This window comes from Mycobacterium sp. E2699, from assembly GCF_001666745.1.
Taxonomy (GTDB): Bacteria; Actinomycetota; Actinomycetes; order Mycobacteriales; family Mycobacteriaceae; genus Mycobacterium.
In genome coordinates, this window is the sequence record NZ_LZJH01000143.1 from 143,126 (window position 1) to 160,110 (window position 16,985).

Sequence of the window (16,985 nt, forward strand, 5' to 3'; positions counted from 1 at the left end):
TTCGGCTCGCCGGGCTGACAGGGCCGTTAGTCCCGAACGACCGGGGCGTTGGGCTCCAAGGAGGAGCGCCAGACGCCGAGGGCCTGTCGCGCCGAGTCCTCGGCGGACCCGGAGGTGTCGATCCGGTGCGCGGTCTCCCAGCCGCCTTGCTGGGCGGCCAACACCGCCGCGATCTCCCGGGTTACTTCGGAGTTGCCGGGCGGCCTGGTGGTGATGCGGCCGGCGGCCGTGTCGGTCGCCGCCTCGCACCGCAGTTCGACCGTCGCCGAATGTGTTTCGGACGCGAGGCGACGGGCCTCGGCGCGCATCCGCGGATCCCGCCAGGTGCCGTCGAGGATCACCGAGTGCCCCTCGGCGAGCAGCGGGCGCGCCCGCCGCAGGGCGGCCTCGTAGACGGCTTCGACGTTGCCCGGGCTGTACAGTCCCTCGTTCAGCAGGCCGGCGTCCCCGGTGATCGCGCGCGCATCCCGCAGCTCCCGCCGCACGTCGTCGGTGGAGATCACCTGCGCCCCAGTCCGTTCAGCGAGGGCCCGGGCGACGGTGGACTTGCCGGTACCGGGGTTGCCGCCGACCAGCGCCAGGCGCACCCGCGCGGCTTCCAGCTGCTCGACGGCGATGGCGAGGTGCCGGCCGGCGTCGCCGGCCGCCTCGGGCTTGCCCTGTGACAGCCGCACGCAGTCGACCTTCGCCCGGACACCGGCGCGGTAGGCGATGTAGAAATGCGCGAGCGCCGGCGGCACGGCGCGCGCCGAGTGCGCGGCGTAGCGCTGCAGGAAGTGCTCGCCAAGGTCCTTGCGGCCCAGGAACTGAAGATCCATCGCGAGGAAGGCGGCGTCGTCGACGCAGTCGACGTAGCGGAGTTTGTCGTCGAACTCCAGGCAGTCCAGCAGCGCGGGTCCGCCCGGGACGCAGAAGATGTCGTCGGCGAGCAGGTCGCCATGGCCGTCGACGATGAGCCCCTCCTCGATGCGCCGCCCGAACAGCGGCCCGCGGCCCGCGAGGAATTCGGCGGCGAGGTGCCGCACCCGCGACAGGGACTCGGGCGGCAGCGTGCCCGCGTAGCGGTCGAGTTCGGCGAGGTTGTCCCGCCAGCGGCGGTCGATCGCGCCGGGCTTGCCCTCGGCGTCGATCGCCGGGCCCCGCTCGGCGCCCTGGTGAAACCGCGCCAGCACGGCGGCGATGGCGTCCAGCAGGCCCGCAACGGGCTCGCCGGCGCCGCGCCGCACGATCGACGCCAGCCGATCCTCGTCGCGGTAGCGACGCATGACGACGATCGGTTCGGCCGGTCCGCCGGCCGGGTCGCTGAGGTGGGCGACCCCGAGGTAGCTGTCGGGCGACAGCCGGCTGTTCAGCTCGACCTCACGCCGGCACGCGCGCTCGCGCTGCTCCGGCGCGCGAAAGTCGAGAAAGTCGGTCAGCACCGGCTTTTTCGCCTTGAAAGCCCGGTCACCGGCCAGCACGACCATGCCCGTGTGGGTTTCGTGTACCTCGATGTATGGCACCGCAGTGTCGGTCACCGACCCAGCGTCCGTCGCCGGGGGTATTTGTGCCAACCCCTACGACGGCCGGGCCACGATCACCGGCATCCGGACCGAGTGCACGACGGCGTTGCTGACGGAACCCAGCAGCGTCCGGGCGATGCCGCCGCGGCCGTGACTGCCGACGACGACCAATTGCGCGGACTCCGATTTCTCGATCAGCTGGCGGGCCGGCCGATCGCAGACGAGGAGCCGGTGCACCGTGACGTCGGGGTAGCGTTCCTGCCAGCCGGCCAGGCGTTCGGCCAGGCTGCGCTCGGCTTCGGCTTTCACGACGGCCCAGTCGAATCCGGGCATTTCGAGCACCTGAACGTCGCTCCACGCGTGCAGCGCCTGCAGGTCGACCCCGCGGCGGGACGCCTCGTCGAAGGCGATCGCCGTCGCAAGCTCGGACGCGGGCGAGCCGTCTATGCCCACCAGCACGGGGGCCTGCTGCGGGCGCGGCATCAACGGATCCTCGTCCCGGATGACCGCCACCGGGCACTTCGCGTGCTGAACCACGCCGGTGCTGACCGACCCCAGCAGCAGCCGGCCCACCGCCCCGCGCCCGTTGCTGCCGACGACCACCATCTCGGCCTCTTCGGACAGCTCCACCAGCGTCGCCACCGGCGGTGAACACTTCAGTTCGCTGCTGATGGAAATCTTCTGGTCCCCCTTGACCGCGTCCTCGGCGATCTTGATCGCCTGCTCGAGGGCCTGTTGGCCGTCCTGTTCCTGCCATACCGTGACCCCCGCCGGAAGCGGTATCTGGGGAAAGGTCGGCACGTAGGTGCTGTACATGTGGACCAGTGTCAGCGGGACGTTCCGCATCGCCGCGTCGCGGGCGGCCCAGCAGACGGCGGCGCCGGAGGCCGGCGATCCGTCGACTCCGACGACGATGCCGTGCCGGTTGATGGGTGTGGACATAGTTTTCCTCCCTATACGGGTGAAAACGCTATTGGCCGAACGGTCGTCGATCATGAGGCTTTAGTCCCCAAACCCGTGGACATCAGGCCCCGTTGACCGGGGCCGCGAGGTGGCATCGTCACAGATGTGACCGAATGGCCCGCCACCATCGACAGGCGCTACCACGACGCGGTGCTCCTCGGCCTGGACAGCGTCGTCTCCGAGACCGCGGACGATGGGGTCGAGGCGCGCGATTCGACCGTCCCGCTGCTGCGCCGGTTGCGGGATGCAGGCGTCGCGACGGCCGTACACTCGCCTGTCCGGGACTGCGCGCAGCTCCTGCGCGCCGCCGGAATTGACGACCTGGTGGGCGTTGTGGACGGCGACGCGGCGCACACGGCCAACCGCCTGGGGGTGCGCCCGGTGCGTTGCGTCCTCATCGACCACGACCCGGCCGGCATCAAGGCCGGCGCGGACCTGGGCATGGGCCTCGTCATCGGGATTACGCGCAACGGCGACGCCGACGAGTTGCTGTCGTGCGGCGCCGACACCGTGATCGCCGACCTGGCCGGGATCTCGGTGCGCAGCGGTGGGGCGGCCATGTCGAAGATCACCGACGCAATGCAGGCCTACGGGCAGGTGAAGGAACTGGTCGCCAACCGGCGACCGGTAGTCTTCCTCGACTTCGACGGCACGCTGTCCGAGATCGTCGATCACCCGGACTCGGCGTCGCTCGTCGCGGGTGCCGACGACGCGCTGCGCGCGCTCGCCGCGCGCTGCCCGGTGGCGGTGGTCAGCGGCCGCGATGTCAGCGATGTCCGCGGCCGGGTCGGGGTCGACGGGGTGTGGTACGCGGGCAGCCACGGCCTCGAATTGACGGCGCCGGACGGCACCACTCAGGAGAACGCGGCGGCCGCCGCCGCCACCCGCGCCCTGGCACGCGCCGCCGAGCGCTTGGCGGAGACGCTGAGCGATATCTCGGGAATAGTGGTGGAGCGCAAGCGCTTTAGTATCGCGGTTCACTATCGCCACGCCAATCCCTTCAACGTCGACCGGGTGATCAGGACCGCCCGCGAGCTCGGCCGCTCCGAGGGGCTCCGGGTCACCCCCGGCCGCAAAGTCATCCAGCTTCGCCCCAACATGGACGGGGACGCCGGCACCACGCTCAACTGGCTCCTGCAGCGCATCTTGGGCAGCGACGCCGACTCGGGCACCGTGTTGCCGCTTTATGTCGGCGACGACATCACCGACGAGGACGCGTTCGACGCGGTCCAATTCGACGGCGTCGGAATCGTGGTGCGCCATGACGACGACGGTGATCGCGAGTCCGCCGCGCTGTTCAGCCTCGAAAGCCCGTCGGCCGTAGCCGAATTCGTCGGCCGACTGGCCAAAGACCTGGAATCCGTCTCATCGAAAGCCGACGACGCCTGGGAGCTCGTGTACGAGGGCTATGACCCGCAGTACGAGCGGCTGCGCGAGGCGCTGTGCACCGTCGGCAACGGCTACATCGCGACCCGGGGCTGCGCACCCGAGGCGGCCGCGTCCGACGCCCATTACCCGGGCACCTACGCCGCCGGCATATACAACACCCTGGCGGATCGGGTCGCGGGCCGCACCATCGAGAACGAAAGCCTGGTCAACCTGCCCAACTGGCTGTCGCTGACGTTCCGGATCAACGGCGGGCCGTGGTTTCACGTCGACGAAGCCTTCTCGAAAGCCGAAATATTGTCCTACCGGCAGACGTTCGATCTGCGTCATGCGACGCTGACCCGCACGCTGCGATTCCGGGACGGATCGGGTCAGATCACGACGCTCGCCCAGCAGCGCTTCGCATCCATGCACCAGCCCCACCTCCTGGCCATGCGGACCACCGTCAGCGCCGAGAACTGGTCGGGCACAATCGAGTTCAGCTCCCTGCTGGACGGCAGCGTGGAAAACACCATGGTCGAGCGCTACCGGTCGTTGTCCAGCGCACACCTGACCGGGACCGTGATAGACGAAATAGCGCCCGACTCCGTGCTGTTGCGCACGGAAACATCGCAGTCGAACATCTCGATCGCGGTCGCGGCCCGCACCACCCTGTGGCGCGAGGACGCCAGGGCGGACGCCCAGTACGCCGTCGTGGTCGACGGCGACCGCGGCGGTCACAACATCGCGGTCACTCTGTCGGCGGGCCAGTCGGTCACGTGCGAGAAGGTCGCGACCTTCTTCACCGGCCGCGACACCGCCATCTCCGAACCGGCAAGCGCCGCACAGCAATACCTCGACGCCGCCGGCCGCTACGCCGACCTGCACCGGCAGCACGCCCGGGCGTGGGACCGGCTCTGGGAGCAGTGCAACATCGGCATTGCCGACAACACGCTGATGCTGCGCGTCCTGCGGCTGCATTTATTGCATGTGCTGCAGACGATTTCGCCGCACACCGCCGAACTCGACGCCGGGGTGCCGGCGCGGGGGCTGCACGGCGAAGCCTATCGCGGCCACGTCTTCTGGGACGCCTTGTTCGTCTCCCCTGTGCTGAGCCTGCGCCTGCCGAACGTCGCCCGTTCGCTGCTGCTCTACCGGTACCGGCGGCTGCCCGAGGCGCGCCGCGCCGCGCGGCGGGCCGGGTATCTCGGCGCGATGTACCCGTGGCAATCGGGCAGCGACGGGCGCGAGGTGAGCCAGGAGGTGCACCTCAATCCGCAGTCCGGCCGGTGGAACCCGGACGCCAGTGCGCGCGCACACCACGTCGGCCTCGCCATCGCGTACAACGCGTGGCAGCACTACCAGGTGACCGGTGACCGCCAATGGCTCGGCGACTACGGCGCCGAGATGCTGGTCGAGATCGCCCGATTCTGGGTGGGTTTGGCCACCTTCGATGACACCCGCGGGCGCTACACGATCCGGGGGATCATCGGCCCCGACGAGTTCCATTCCGGTTATCCCGGCAAGGAGTACGACGGGATCGACAACAACGCATACACCAACGTGCTGGCGGTCTGGGTGATCATGCGGGCGATGGACGCCCTGGACCTGCTGCCGCTGCGCGACCGGCTCGACCTGGTCGGCAAGGTGGGCCTCACGACCGACGAGCTCGCTCGGTGGGATCACGTGACGCGGCGGATGTTCGTCCCATTCCACGACGGCGTGATCAGCCAGTTCGAGGGCTATTCCGAACTGGACGAACTGGATTGGGACGCCTACCGGCAGCGCTACGGCAACATCCAGCGACTCGATCGCATCCTGGAAGCCGAGAACGACAGCGTCAACAACTACAAGGCGTCCAAACAAGCCGACGCGCTGATGCTGTTCTACCTGCTGTCGTCGGAGGAATTGCTGGGCCTGTTCGGCCGGCTCGGCTACCGCTTCGCGCCGGAGCAGATTCCCAAGACCATCGACTACTACCTGTCGCGGACCTCGGACGGATCGACGCTGTCCGCGATCGTGCATTCGTGGGTGCTCACTCGCGCGCACCGGCACCACGCCATGCGGTACTTTGTGCAGGTGCTCAGCTCCGACGTCGTCGACATCCAGGGCGGCACCACGTCGGAAGGGATACACCTGGCGGCCATGGCGGGCAGCGTCGACCTGCTGCAACGGTGCTTCACCGGCCTGGAAACTCGCGACGACCGGTTGGTGCTCGCCCCGCACTGGCCCGAGGCGCTCGGCCCCATCGAGTTCCCCTTCGTCTATCGCAGCCAGCGGGTTCATCTGAGGATCACCGGACTGACCGGCGTTCTGACGTCCGAGTCCGGCAACGCCCGAGCCATCACGGTCGAGTGCCGCGGCCGCGTGCAGCAGCTGTTGCCCGGGCACAGTATCGAGGTCGCATGACGCCCGGCCGGCCGAGCCCGCAAGGACCAATTTCCCGAAATGGGGGTCCAACGGCCCTCCTGACACGCCGTCGCCCGCCGATAACGTCGTTGGATAACGGCCCTGGGGATCGCACCGGCCGTTCGGATCGGGAGGAATCATGAATCAGCCGCAGCCACCCGCGCGGATCGTCGTAGGTATCGATGGCTCACAGGCGGCGATCAACGCGGCCAAGTGGGCGATCGCGGAGGCGATCAGCCGGAATGTCCCGCTGCGGTTGGTTCATGCCATCCCTGACCGACCCGTCGATGGAACCGACGACGACAGCATGGAGTTCGGGTACGCCCAGGCGTCCCTGCGCGACGCCGACGCCGCGCTGCAGGCCGCGGGCCAGCCGGTCAAGGTCGAATGCGACATCGTGCGCGGGTCGCCGGAGGGCATCCTGGTCGACGAATCACGGCGCGCGGCGCTGGTGTGCGTGGGCTCGGTGGGCATCGGCCGCATCGCCCGAAAGATACTCGGCTCGACCGCCGATGCCGTTGCCCGCAAAGGGCAATGCCCGGTGGCCATCGTTCGTAGCAGCGGCCGGAAATCGGACCCCGGATGGGTCGCCGTCGTCGTCGACGATTCGCCGGCCAACGACGCGGTGCTCGAGCACGGCTTCCGCGAGGCGCGGCTGCGCCGGGCCCCGATCCTGGCGCTGGGCGTGTGGCGGTGGGGGTTGGGCGAGATCCCGTACCGCCAGCTGGAGCAGCGGCTGGGACCCTGGGTGTCGCGGTATCCCGAGGTTCACGTCATGCCCGCCGCCGCGCGGCGCGGTCCCGCCGAGTTCCTCGCCCACACAGAGGAATCCGTGCAACTCACGGTGGTGGGCAGCGAGGACGCGGACAAGGTGGCCCGGATGGTGGGCTCAACCGGCCCGAACCTCTCCGGTTACGCCGGATGCTCGGTGCTCGTCGTGCGCAGCTGACGGAGGCGTCCGGCCTATTGGCGGCGACCCGACTTCGCCCGGCTTCGCCGCGCTCGCGATCGCCGCCCGGCCTATTGGCGGCGACCCGACTTCGCCCGGCTTCGCCGCGCTCGCGATCGCCGCCCGGCCTAGCCGGCGGCCCACTCCTTGGCCCGGTCGAGCTCGTCCAGCCCGAACACGGCGACCTCGCCGGGGATCATCCAAGCCAGCGCATGCAGGACATGACCGACCCAGTCCTTGTCGGACACGATCGCGATCCGCTTGAACGCCGAATGATGCGAGAAGACCATGCCGAACCCCAGCTTGATGTCCTCGGCGAATCCTCCGACCCCGAAGCCCTCGTAGTCCGACGCGATCACCTCCACGATCCTGACCTCGCCGGCGTTCAGCATCTCTTCGATCGCGGGCCTGAAGTGGCGAAGCTCGTCCCCCCGCAACCGGCCCGACACGCGGATGCCGGTCACCCCCGGCGGCATGTCCTCCAACAGTTCGATCATTTGTTCTCCTAACGGACCACGATCACCGGAACGCGTGCCGATTGCGCCACCGCGGAACTCACCGATCCCAGCAGCATCCCGGGAAATCCCCCGCGCCCGCGACTACCGACCACGACGAGTTGGGCGCGTTCGGACTCCTGCAGCAGCCACCGGGACGGCTTGTCGCAGAACAGCAATCGCTCGACGTGCACATCGGGATACTGTTCCTGCCAGCCGGCGAGGCGTTCGGCGAGGATCTCCTGCCCCTCGCGCTCCCGGTCGCGCCAGTCCATCCCGAGGATGGGGAACACCCCGACGTCGCTCCACACGTGCAGCGCGCGCAACCCCACCCCGCGGCGCGAGGCCTCGTCGAAGGCCAGTGCGGTCGCGGCTTCCGACGCGGGCGATCCGTCGACGCCCAGCAGGACGGGTGCGGCGGCGTCGGGGGCCGGACCCTCGCTGGAGTGGATGACCGCGACCGGGCAGTGCGCGTAGTGAATGAGTCCGGTCGTGACCGAGCCCAGCAGCAGGCGACCCAACGCACCCAGGCCCTGGCTGCCGGCAACGATCACCCAGGCGTCCTTAGAGGCTTCGGCGAGGGCCCGCACCACGCCGGAATAGACCACCTCCGTGCGTATTTCGGGCGGCGCGGCCCCTGCCACGCACGCGCTCAGCGCCTTGCGGGCCTGATCGATGACGCGCTGGGCGTCGTCGCGCTGCCAGTCGGGCATCTCGGCATACAGTCGACCCTCCGGCCAGCCGACGACCACCGGCTCTACGGCGTGCATCAACGTGATGGGCAGCTTGCGCATGATGGCCTCGCGCGCTCCCCAGGCCACGGCGGTGTCGGATGCCGTCGACCCGTCGACGCACACCAGCACTCCGAATTTCGTTGTCACGTCTGACATTTCGCATCCTCGTCGCTCATGTCGGGCAGCTCGATCTCCAGGTGACGCACCGATCCGTAGCCCGCCGGCTCACAACGCCAGCCCAGGTCGTACACCACCATCAGCATGAGGTGATTCTCGCCCAGGACGTCGGCGACGAACCGCCCGATCCCGTGCAGCCGGGCCACCCGGCCCAGCTGCTTGAGCAGTGCCGTCCCCACGCCCAGCGAATGGTCTTCATGCGCGACGACGACGGCGAACTCGGCGGCCTTCGGCTCCTCTTCGACGAGGACATAGTGGGCCACGCCGATCAGCCGGTCGCCGTCGAACGCGCCGAGCGCACATATCCCGTCGGGCGGCTCGGTCAGCTTGTCGACGAGGTCGGCCAGCTCGACCGGCTGCAGCGTGAAGAACCGGAAGTACCGGTCGTGGTCGGAGAGATGCTGGTGCAGCGCCAGCACGGCCGCTGCGTCATCGGCGCCCAGCCGGCGCAACGACACCACCCGCCCGTCGAGCAGCGACGCCGCAGCCGCGAATTCCACCCCTTGGTCGCCCATGATCACCGACGTTATTCGTCGCGGGGGCGGTTGGGCAGGGGCCGTTGGACCCCTAAGCGGCGGATTTGGTCCCGGCCGCGCGGCCCGGTTACTGGTCGGTCAGCGGGGCGACCCAGTGCACCCGGGTGCCGCCCTCCAGCGGATTGCTGATCTCGCAGCTGCCGCCGAGCTGCTCGGCCCGGTGTTTCATGTTGGCCAGGCCGCTGTGGCGCGAGTTACCGGCGGGGATGCCGCAACCGTTGTCGGTCACGTCGAGGATGAACATGTCGGCGACCTCCACCTCGACGGTCAGTCGCGACGCACCGGAGTGCCGTAGCGCGTTGCTGACGGCCTCCGCGGCGACCGCTTCGGCGTGCTCGGCAAGCCCACCTCCCACGGCGGTCATCGGTCCGTGCAGGCGCATCGTCGTGACGATCTCGCGATTTTCGGTCAGGTCGGCGACCACCTGCTGGATCCGCTGCCGGAAGTCGCCGTTCTTCCCCAACGGGGATTTCAGCTGGAAGATGGTCGTGCGGATCTCCTCGATGATGGTCTGCAGGTCGTCGAGGGTGCGGTTGAGCCGCTCGGCCACCTCCGGCGAACGCGTCCGGGCCAGCGTGCCCTGCAGGTCCATTCCCGCGGCGAACAACCGCTGGATGACGTGGTCGTGCAGATCGTGCGCGATGCGCTCGCGCTCGGCGATGATGGTCAGCTGGCGCGAGTCGTCGCGGGCCGACGCCAGGACCAGCGCCATCGCGGCGTGGGTGGCGAAATCGCTGACCAGGTCGAGGTAGCTCTCGTCGAACGGCGGCTGGTCGGCGGCGCGGGCGATCGCGATCACGCCCGCTACCCGTTCGTCGGCGCGCAGCGGCATCAGGATCGCGGGGCGCTGGCCGACGTCGGTGAAGGCCTGGATCGGGTAGCGCAACGACTCGGTGATCAGCGGTTTGCCGGTGCGGAAGACCTCGCCGCTGCTGGACTTGTCCACCGGAACCCGCCGGCCCATCACCTCCTCGGCGTGCAACCCCACCGCTGCGGAGACCACCAGCGTGTCGGTTTCGTCGTCGGGCGCGTCCGAGTCGGCGGGCACCAGCACGATCGCCTGTTCGGCGCCGGTCAGGATCCGCGCGCTTTCGGCGATCAGCTGCATCGGGCGCCGGTGCGGCTGGGCGCTGGACAGCAGGGCGGTGGTGATCTCGCGGCTGGCCTCCATCCACTTCACCGACAACCGCTCGCGCTCGAACAGCCGCGCGTTGTCGATGGTGGCCGCGGCTGCGAACGCCAGCGCGCGGGCGGCGACCTCGTCGGACTCGGAGAACACCCGCCCCGGGTCCACGTGGGTCAGGTAGATGTTGCCGAAGACCATGCCGCGGATCGTGATCGGCACAGCGAGAAATCCCCGCATGGGCGGGTGGTGCTCGGGAAACCCCACGGCCGCCGGGTGGGCGGTCAGATCGTCCACGCGCAGCGCCGGCGTGTCGAGCAGCGACAGGCTCAACAGCCCCTTGCCGACGGGCAGGTGCCCGATCCGTTTGACGGTGTCGGGGTCCATCCCCTCGTGGATGAACCTGAGCAGGTTGCCGTCGGGGTCGCGGATGGCCAGCGCGCCGTACGGGGCGGACGTCAGCTCCCTGGCGGCGGCGATGATCCGGTGCAACGTCGCGTCGAGGTCACCGACGTCACCACTGATGTCCACGAAGACGCGGAGCAGGTGCTCCATCTGGTCGCGGGCAGCCAGCAACTCGTCGAGCTGGGCGTGCATCCTGCTGACCAGCTCGCGTTGGCCCAGCCCGGCAAACGCCGAGCCGCGTTCGTCGCTGGCCACCCGACCTGTACCTCCACGACGCCTTCAGCGATGGGGCAGCTTACGTCGGGCAAGCCGATGCGTTCGAAGTGAGCGACGCGAGATGCCTGCGGTCAGCTTAGCCCTTCGTGGGTCTGGCACCCAACATCAACGGCTCGGCGCCGAGTGGCCGCCGGCGCACAAGAGCGCGGCCCGCAGCAAACCCTATGGGCGCCTCGGCCGCGCCAGCATCAGCCGGGCGGCGCCTCCGTGGAGCGGCCCGACCCCTGGTCCAGCTTGGAGGCAAACACCGCGGCCTGCGTCCGCCGCTCCATGCCCAATTTGGCCAGCAAACGTGAGACGTAGTTCTTCACCGTCTTCTCGGCGAGGAACATCCGGGCGGCGATCTGCCGGTTGGTCAACCCTTCGCTGAGCAGCCCGAGCAGGGTGCGCTCCTGCTCGGTGAGCCCGGACAGCGGGTCTTCGCGTTCCGCCGTGCCACGCAGCTTCGCCATCAACGCCGCGGCAGCCCGGTTGTCCAGCAGGGACTTACCGGCGCCGACCTCTTTGATCGCGTGGGCCAGCTCCATCCCTTTGATGTCTTTGACGACGTAACCGCTGGCGCCGGCCAGGATCGCCTCGAGCATCGCCTCGTCGGAGGTGAACGACGTCAGCATCAGGCACCGCAGGTCCGGAATGTCGGACACCAGGTCGCGGCACAGTTCGATGCCGTTTCCGTCGGGAAGGCGCACGTCGAGGACGGCGACGTCGGGCCGCAGCGCCGGGATTCTCGCTTTGGCCTCCGATACGGAACCGGCTTCGCCGACGATTTCCAGCTCCGGATCCGATGCAAGCAGGTCGGCGAGGCCGCGCCGAACGACTTCGTGGTCGTCGACGAGGAAGACCTTGACCATGACGAATTCTTTCTGCTGGACGGATGAGGCGACAGTCATGAAGCCATCGACTCAAATATCCCACAATTCCGTCCTCGCCTGGGTCCGTCCCCGCCCGGGCTCACAGGTGTTGCTGATTGACGACCAGCACCGAGCAGTCGGCGCCGTGCAACACGGCGCTGCCGGAAGGCCCGACGAGTTCGTCCACCCGCTGACGGTTGCGCGCGCCGACCACCACCAGCCCGACGGACCGGCGCAACGCGAGGTATCCGAGCAGGCCGCCGTGCACCGCCAGCGACTCGACCCGCAGCTCCGGGTAGCGGCGCTTCCACCGCGCGAGCCGGCGGTCCAGGTCGGCCAGCGCCCGGCGCTCGCCCTCGGGCAGCCCCCTGTCGTCCGGCGCGGGCGGACGGCAGATGATCGCCCGGAGGGCGGCGTTGCGCAGCCGGGCCTCCTCGATGGCGGCGCCCAGCAGGACACCATTGTCGGGCGAGCCGTCCAGCTCGACGACGATCGAATCCCCGGGGGGGCGGCCGTCGCGGGCCCGAACGATCGCGACGGGGCACCGCGCGGAGATCGCCAGCGCGGCGGCGACCGAACCGACCCGGCCGGGCTGGAAGTGCCGCAACCCGACCGCGCCGACGCACACCATGGCGGCCGACGCCGACGCGCCGATCAAAGACCCGATCGCCGGGCCCGACACGACTTCGGTTTCGGTCTTGACGGCCTTGCCCGCGGCCTCGATCGCCTTGCCCGCGCGGCGAAGCGACGTTTGCGCGGCGTCGGCGTTACCCCGCTCGGCCGCGCAGAGCAGGCGCAGGGGCGCGTCACGGCTCACGGCCTCGTCAACCGCCCAGAGCGCCGCCCCGACCGCCGCCTTCGAGCCGTCGATGCCCACCACGATCGACCTCGGCATGGCCAGCCCTGTCATGGACGTTGCCCGGGCTCTAGTGGCGGACGACCAGCACGGAACAGTCGGGGTAACCCACGATCGGATGGCAGTTCGGGGTGGCCAGCCCGGCGATCTCGGCGGCGTCGGCGCTGCCCACCACCGCCAATCCGATTGCGCCACCGTGCTTTTCGCCGGTGTGCACCCCGGTGCCCGCCGCGACGGTCTGGACGTGCACGTCCGGGTAGCGCCGGACCCAACTGTTCAGCCGCCGATCGATCTGGCGCACGGTGGCGTGGCGGCGCCGGCCCTGTTCCATGGCCTCGTGCACCACCTCGTCGTTGTCCGGCTCGTCGTTGAGCACCACGGCGATCACCCCGAGCTCGGTCGGCGTGCCGTCCGGGTTGGTGCGGATGATCGCGACCGGGCATTGCGCATCGGCCACCAACGCGGTGGCCGTGGGCCCGAGCAATCCGTCGGACGCCCAACCCCGCCGGGAGGTGCCGACGCAGATCAGCGCGGCGTGCTGGGATTCGTCGATCAGAACCTGCCCGGGATCGCCCGACAGGATTGCCGTTTCGACCTCGACCGGCTTTTTCGCGCGCTGCACGGCGCACTCCGCTTGGGCGAGCGCCGTTTCGGCGCGCTCGAGTTCCCACTCGGAGATGGGCGCCGAACCGGTTTCCGCCCCGCGGCGAGCGACGACGTAGACGAGGCGCAGCGGCAGCTGCCGGCTCAGCGCCTCCTCGATCGTCCACTTGGCAGCGTTCACCGCGGCGGGTGAGCCGTTGATGCCCACGACCACCGACTTGGCGTCCAGCTGGTTCATGTCGGCTCCTGACTGGTTCGACTCCTGATGTCAGGCTATTGCGCCGCCACTCGCCGGACAGGGGTCGTTTGGCCTTATCTGGGAAGCCGTTCGTCAATCGCGACGTCGCACGGTTCGGCCGTGCGCGCGAACAGCTTCTCCACTTCCGCCCGGCCGCAGGCGGCCGTTCCGGGCGTCGTCAGCATCGCCGCTCCGGCGGCGATCCCCAACCGAACGGCCTTGACCAGCGGCCAGCCGCGGCACAGTCCGACGGTGATCGCGGCGACCATCGCGTCGCCGGCCCCCACACCGCTACCGCCCGGCATCGGAATCGCCGAGAAGCGCTGGGCGCCATGGCCCGTCACGAGCAGCGCGCCGTGATGTCCCAGCGACACCAGCACAGCTTCCGCGCGACCGCTGTCGACGAGCTCGCGTGCGGCCTCGAGCTGCTCGGCTTCGGTGACCAGCGGGCGGCCCACGCATTCCCGCAGTTCCCGCACGCTCGCCTTGAGCAAGAACACCCCGGAGGAGACGTGCTGCAGGCCGCCGCCGGAGGTGTCCAGGACGAGGCGGACGCCCAGTTGCCGGCACATGTCGGCGACCCGCTGATAGAAGTCGGCGGTCACGCCCGGCGGCAGGCTGCCACTGGCCACCACGAATTCGGCCGACTTCGCCACCGTCCGCAGTTGCTCGAGGCAGCGCGCCTGTTCGCGCAACGTCAGCTGCGGCCCCGGCAGCACGAACCGGTACTGCTCGCCGCTGCTGCTCTCGTTGACGGTGAAGCTTTCCCGCGTCGCCGCGGCGATCGGGACCTGCCAGAACGGCACGCCTTCGTCGCTGAGCAGCTTCGCGATCAGCCCACCGGTCGACCCGCCCGCCGGAAAGACCGCCAACACCGACCCGCCGAGCACGGAGGCGACGTGTGCGACGTTGATGCCGCCGCCCCCCGGGTCGTAACGGGTTGCGGCGCAGCGCAATTTATCGGTCGGGCGCACGACGTCGACGCTCGTGGTGATGTCGAGCGCCGGGTTCATGGTCAACGTGACGATCTGCGGACGGCTGGTGGGCGTCTGCACGATCGCTCCCGTCGTCGCTGCCGCGGTCACAGGCCGGTGGGATACGTCTCGGGCGTCTCGCCGGCGATCCACAGGCTCGTCACCTCCAGCGGCTCGAGCGCTCGGGTCTGGTCGATGTGGATCATCGCGTCGAACTGGTCGGCCGGCCGGACGTGGAAGTAGTGGCTCTGCCGTTCCGTTTCGGGCCGGTAGATGACCCCGATGGCACGGCCCAACCGCACCGCGCTGAGCGGGTCGGCGGCCTCGGGGCTGATGAGCGCCGACACGAAGAACGCGCTCCTGCCGGTCTCGTGCAACAGTTCCTCGATGCTGCCGCCCAGCGCCGGACGCACCACCTTGCGCTCGGCGACCCCGCCCCAGTCGCTGGCGGCGGTGACGGTGCCGGAGTACGTGCTGAACCCGATGAGGCGCGAGTCGTCACCGTACCGCTGGCGGGCGAGCTGTCCCAGGGTGAGCTGGCCGTCCTGCCAGACCTCGGTCGCCCGCGCGTCCCCGACGTGGGAGTTGTGCGCCCACACCACTATTCGGGCCGACGGCGTATCGCTATGGCGATCCAGATGGTTCAACAGCGCCTCGAGCGTCTGCGCCATGTGCTTGTCGCGCAGGTTCCACGACGTGACCCGCCCGCTGAACATCGCGCGGTAGTACACCTCCGCGTTGCGCACGGTCTGGGCGTTCTGCTCGGCGTAGAACAGTTCGTCCTCGGCCAGCAGCCCGTCCCGGCGCGCGTAGGCCAGCGCGTTGCGCTGGATCTCGACCAGCTGCTCGATCGCCTCCGTCTCGCACGACGGGCCGGCGCCGAATGCAGCCGAAAAGCCGTACGCCTGACCATCGTCGGCCGAGGTGTGGTCGAAACAGCCGTAGCGCTCCCGCGCCCGCACGGCCGCCTTCGGGTCGATCTTGTCCAGGTAGGCGATCACCTCGCCGATCGACCGGTGCAGGCTGTACAGGTCCAGCCCGTAGAAGCCGGCCTGCCGGCCGTCCGACTCGTGCAACCGGTTGTGGGCGCGCAGCCAGTCGACGAAATCGCCGACGACCGTGTTGCGCCACATCCAGGCCGGGAAGCGCTCGAATCCGCTCAGGGCCTCATCGGCGCTCTTGTCGTCGCCGAGGCCGCGCACGTAGCGATTGACGCGGTAGGCGTCGGGCCAGTCGGCCTCGGCCGCCACGGCGCCGAAGCCCTTCTCCTCGATCAGCCATTTGGTGATGGCGGCCCGCGCCTCGTAGAACTCGTGCGTGCCGTGCGAGCTTTCGCCGATCAGCACCACTCGCGCGTCGCCGATGAGCTCCTCCAGCGTTTCCCGCGGCGGCAGGCCCTGCGGCGCGTCGATGGCCACGGCGCGGACCACCTCGGCCGGTGTCGACGCCGCGGGCCGGCTCACGGAGGCCTCGGTGGTCGGGGTGGACAGCAGTTGTCGAACCTCGTCGTCGGTGACCTGGCGGAAATCCCAGAACGACTCCCCCACCGCGAGGAACGGGGTCGGCATCGACGCGCACACCACATCGTCGACGAGGGCGGCGAATTCGCGGCAGGTCGACTCGGGCGCCGCGGGCACGGCGATCACGATGTGAGCCGGCTCGGCCTCCCGCAGGGCCTGCACCGCCGCGAACATGCTTGCGCCGGTGGCCAATCCGTCGTCGACCAGGATCACCGTCTTACCGGCCACCTCGATGGGCGGGCGCCCGTCGCGGTAGGCGGCCTCGCGGCGGATGAGCTCGCGGCCTTCGCGTTCGGCGATCGCGCGCAGTTCCTGCGGCGTGATCCGCAGGCCGCGCACCACGTCGTCGTTGACGACGACGCGGCCCCCGCTCGCCAGCGCGCCGACCGCGAACTCCTCGTGGCCGGGGGCGCCGAGCTTGCGCACGATGAACGCGTCGAGGGGGGCGTGCAGGGCGGCCGCCACCTCCCACGCGACGGGGACCCCGCCCCGCGCCAGGCCCAGCACGATCACGTCCCCCCGGTCGCGGTAGGCGCCGAGAAGGGATGCCAGCACACGACCGGCCTCGCGGCGGTCGCGGAATACGCGCCGCGGCGAGCGACGGGTGGCGTCAGCTGCCCTGGTCATGGTGCGGTCGATTCGGCCGAGCGGACCTGGACGCGCCGTTCGGCCGGCTTCGCCGCCGAAACGCCCACGGAGACAGTGAGGATGCCCTTGTCGTAGGTGGCCTCGGGGAAGAGCGACCTCGGCCGGCGCCGAACAGAAAGGGTGCTCATGGGCGTCTCCTGGAACTCGGGATGACTGGCTGTGACAGCGTTTGACAGCTCCATCCGACCAGCCGGCCGTGACGGGCGGTAGGGACGGAAGTCCCGGCGTTGCGGGCCGTTCGTCGGCTCCCCGCATCGAGATCGACGCCGGCGCGAAAAACGTCGACGCGGATTCATACGGTCAACGCAACATCCACTGATTTTGGAGGTTGCTATGCCGCGTGGTCATCCGATTGCGAGGTC

Annotated in this window: 13 protein-coding genes and 1 pseudogene; 2 read left to right on the forward strand and 12 right to left on the reverse strand. The window is 69.6% G+C overall.

Features of this window, described 5'->3' with window-relative positions; genetic code table 11:
• Positions 1-26: 26 nt before the first annotated feature.
• Together A5696_RS24325 and A5696_RS24330 are read right to left on the reverse strand one after the other, a co-directional pair.
• Positions 27-1,466 carry a bifunctional aminoglycoside phosphotransferase/ATP-binding protein gene (locus tag A5696_RS24325; protein ID WP_067883562.1) on the reverse strand — a complete coding sequence of 480 codons (1,440 nt, stop codon included), beginning with the start codon at positions 1,464-1,466 and terminating at the stop codon, positions 27-29.
• Positions 1,467-1,556: 90 nt separating this feature from the next.
• On the reverse strand, positions 1,557-2,444 hold the full coding sequence (locus A5696_RS24330; protein ID WP_067883531.1) for a universal stress protein: 888 nt from the start codon (positions 2,442-2,444) through the stop codon (positions 1,557-1,559).
• 126 nt (positions 2,445-2,570) lie between these two features.
• Between A5696_RS24330 and otsB the strand changes: the two genes are divergently transcribed.
• Positions 2,571-6,239, forward strand: coding sequence for a trehalose-phosphatase (gene otsB / locus A5696_RS24335; protein ID WP_067883532.1), 3,669 nt, complete (start codon positions 2,571-2,573; stop codon positions 6,237-6,239).
• Between the two features lie 139 nt (positions 6,240-6,378).
• Positions 6,379-7,188, forward strand: coding sequence for a universal stress protein (locus A5696_RS24340; RefSeq protein ID WP_067883533.1), 810 nt, complete (start codon positions 6,379-6,381; stop codon positions 7,186-7,188).
• Positions 7,189-7,316: 128 nt separating this feature from the next.
• Here A5696_RS24340 and A5696_RS24345 read toward each other — a convergent pair whose 3' ends face one another.
• The 10 genes and pseudogenes from A5696_RS24345 to A5696_RS27840 all read right to left on the reverse strand — a co-directional run.
• Complete coding sequence (locus A5696_RS24345; protein ID WP_067883534.1) at positions 7,317-7,685, reverse strand: STAS/SEC14 domain-containing protein; 369 nt, start codon at positions 7,683-7,685, stop codon at positions 7,317-7,319.
• 8 nt (positions 7,686-7,693) lie between these two features.
• A complete protein-coding gene (locus A5696_RS24350) occupies positions 7,694-8,572 on the reverse strand; it encodes a universal stress protein (protein ID WP_067883535.1) in 879 nt (292 codons plus the stop codon).
• On the reverse strand, positions 8,560-9,108 hold the full coding sequence (locus tag A5696_RS24355; protein ID WP_067883563.1) for a GNAT family N-acetyltransferase: 549 nt from the start codon (positions 9,106-9,108) through the stop codon (positions 8,560-8,562). Before A5696_RS24355 ends, A5696_RS24350 begins: the two co-directional genes overlap by 13 nt.
• An 88-nt stretch (positions 9,109-9,196) precedes the next feature.
• The gene (locus tag A5696_RS24360) at positions 9,197-10,849 is read right to left on the reverse strand and encodes a GAF domain-containing protein (protein ID WP_197517068.1); all 1,653 of its coding nucleotides are present in this window, start codon (positions 10,847-10,849) and stop codon (positions 9,197-9,199) included.
• Between the two features lie 272 nt (positions 10,850-11,121).
• The gene (locus A5696_RS24365) at positions 11,122-11,784 is read right to left on the reverse strand and encodes a response regulator transcription factor (protein WP_067883564.1); all 663 of its coding nucleotides are present in this window, start codon (positions 11,782-11,784) and stop codon (positions 11,122-11,124) included.
• A gap of 100 nt (positions 11,785-11,884) precedes the next feature.
• Positions 11,885-12,694 carry a universal stress protein gene (locus A5696_RS24370; protein WP_067883537.1) on the reverse strand — a complete coding sequence of 270 codons (810 nt, stop codon included), beginning with the start codon at positions 12,692-12,694 and terminating at the stop codon, positions 11,885-11,887.
• A gap of 16 nt (positions 12,695-12,710) precedes the next feature.
• Positions 12,711-13,481 carry a universal stress protein gene (locus A5696_RS24375; RefSeq protein ID WP_067883538.1) on the reverse strand — a complete coding sequence of 257 codons (771 nt, stop codon included), beginning with the start codon at positions 13,479-13,481 and terminating at the stop codon, positions 12,711-12,713.
• Positions 13,482-13,555: 74 nt separating this feature from the next.
• Positions 13,556-14,539, reverse strand: coding sequence for a 1-phosphofructokinase family hexose kinase (locus A5696_RS24380; RefSeq protein WP_255382913.1), 984 nt, complete (start codon positions 14,537-14,539; stop codon positions 13,556-13,558).
• Positions 14,540-14,562: 23 nt separating this feature from the next.
• Positions 14,563-16,602, reverse strand: coding sequence for an erythromycin esterase family protein (locus A5696_RS24385; protein ID WP_067883539.1), 2,040 nt, complete (start codon positions 16,600-16,602; stop codon positions 14,563-14,565).
• Positions 16,599-16,706, reverse strand: a pseudogene (locus A5696_RS27840) (Hsp20/alpha crystallin family protein); the annotation flags it as partial. The gene A5696_RS24385 and the pseudogene A5696_RS27840, both read right to left, overlap by 4 nt.
• Positions 16,707-16,985 lie beyond the last annotated feature (279 nt).

What these genes read in the sequence shown, in the direction of transcription:
- A5696_RS24325 (WP_067883562.1), bottom strand. Translation starts at nt 1,466, where the DNA reads ATGGTCGTGCTGGCCGGTGACCGGGCTTTCAAGGCGAAAAAGCCGGTG.
- A5696_RS24330 (WP_067883531.1), bottom strand. Translation starts at nt 2,444, where the DNA reads ATGTCCACACCCATCAACCGGCACGGCATCGTCGTCGGAGTCGACGGA.
- A5696_RS24340 (WP_067883533.1), top strand. Translation starts at nt 6,379, where the DNA reads ATGAATCAGCCGCAGCCACCCGCGCGGATCGTCGTAGGTATCGATGGC.
- A5696_RS24345 (WP_067883534.1), bottom strand. Translation starts at nt 7,685, where the DNA reads ATGATCGAACTGTTGGAGGACATGCCGCCGGGGGTGACCGGCATCCGC.
- A5696_RS24350 (WP_067883535.1), bottom strand. Translation starts at nt 8,572, where the DNA reads ATGTCAGACGTGACAACGAAATTCGGAGTGCTGGTGTGCGTCGACGGG.
- A5696_RS24355 (WP_067883563.1), bottom strand. Translation starts at nt 9,108, where the DNA reads ATGGGCGACCAAGGGGTGGAATTCGCGGCTGCGGCGTCGCTGCTCGAC.
- A5696_RS24360 (WP_197517068.1), bottom strand. Translation starts at nt 10,849, where the DNA reads ATGCACGCCCAGCTCGACGAGTTGCTGGCTGCCCGCGACCAGATGGAG.
- A5696_RS24365 (WP_067883564.1), bottom strand. Translation starts at nt 11,784, where the DNA reads ATGGTCAAGGTCTTCCTCGTCGACGACCACGAAGTCGTTCGGCGCGGC.
- A5696_RS24370 (WP_067883537.1), bottom strand. Translation starts at nt 12,694, where the DNA reads ATGACAGGGCTGGCCATGCCGAGGTCGATCGTGGTGGGCATCGACGGC.
- A5696_RS24375 (WP_067883538.1), bottom strand. Translation starts at nt 13,481, where the DNA reads ATGAACCAGCTGGACGCCAAGTCGGTGGTCGTGGGCATCAACGGCTCA.
- A5696_RS24385 (WP_067883539.1), bottom strand. Translation starts at nt 16,602, where the DNA reads ATGACCAGGGCAGCTGACGCCACCCGTCGCTCGCCGCGGCGCGTATTC.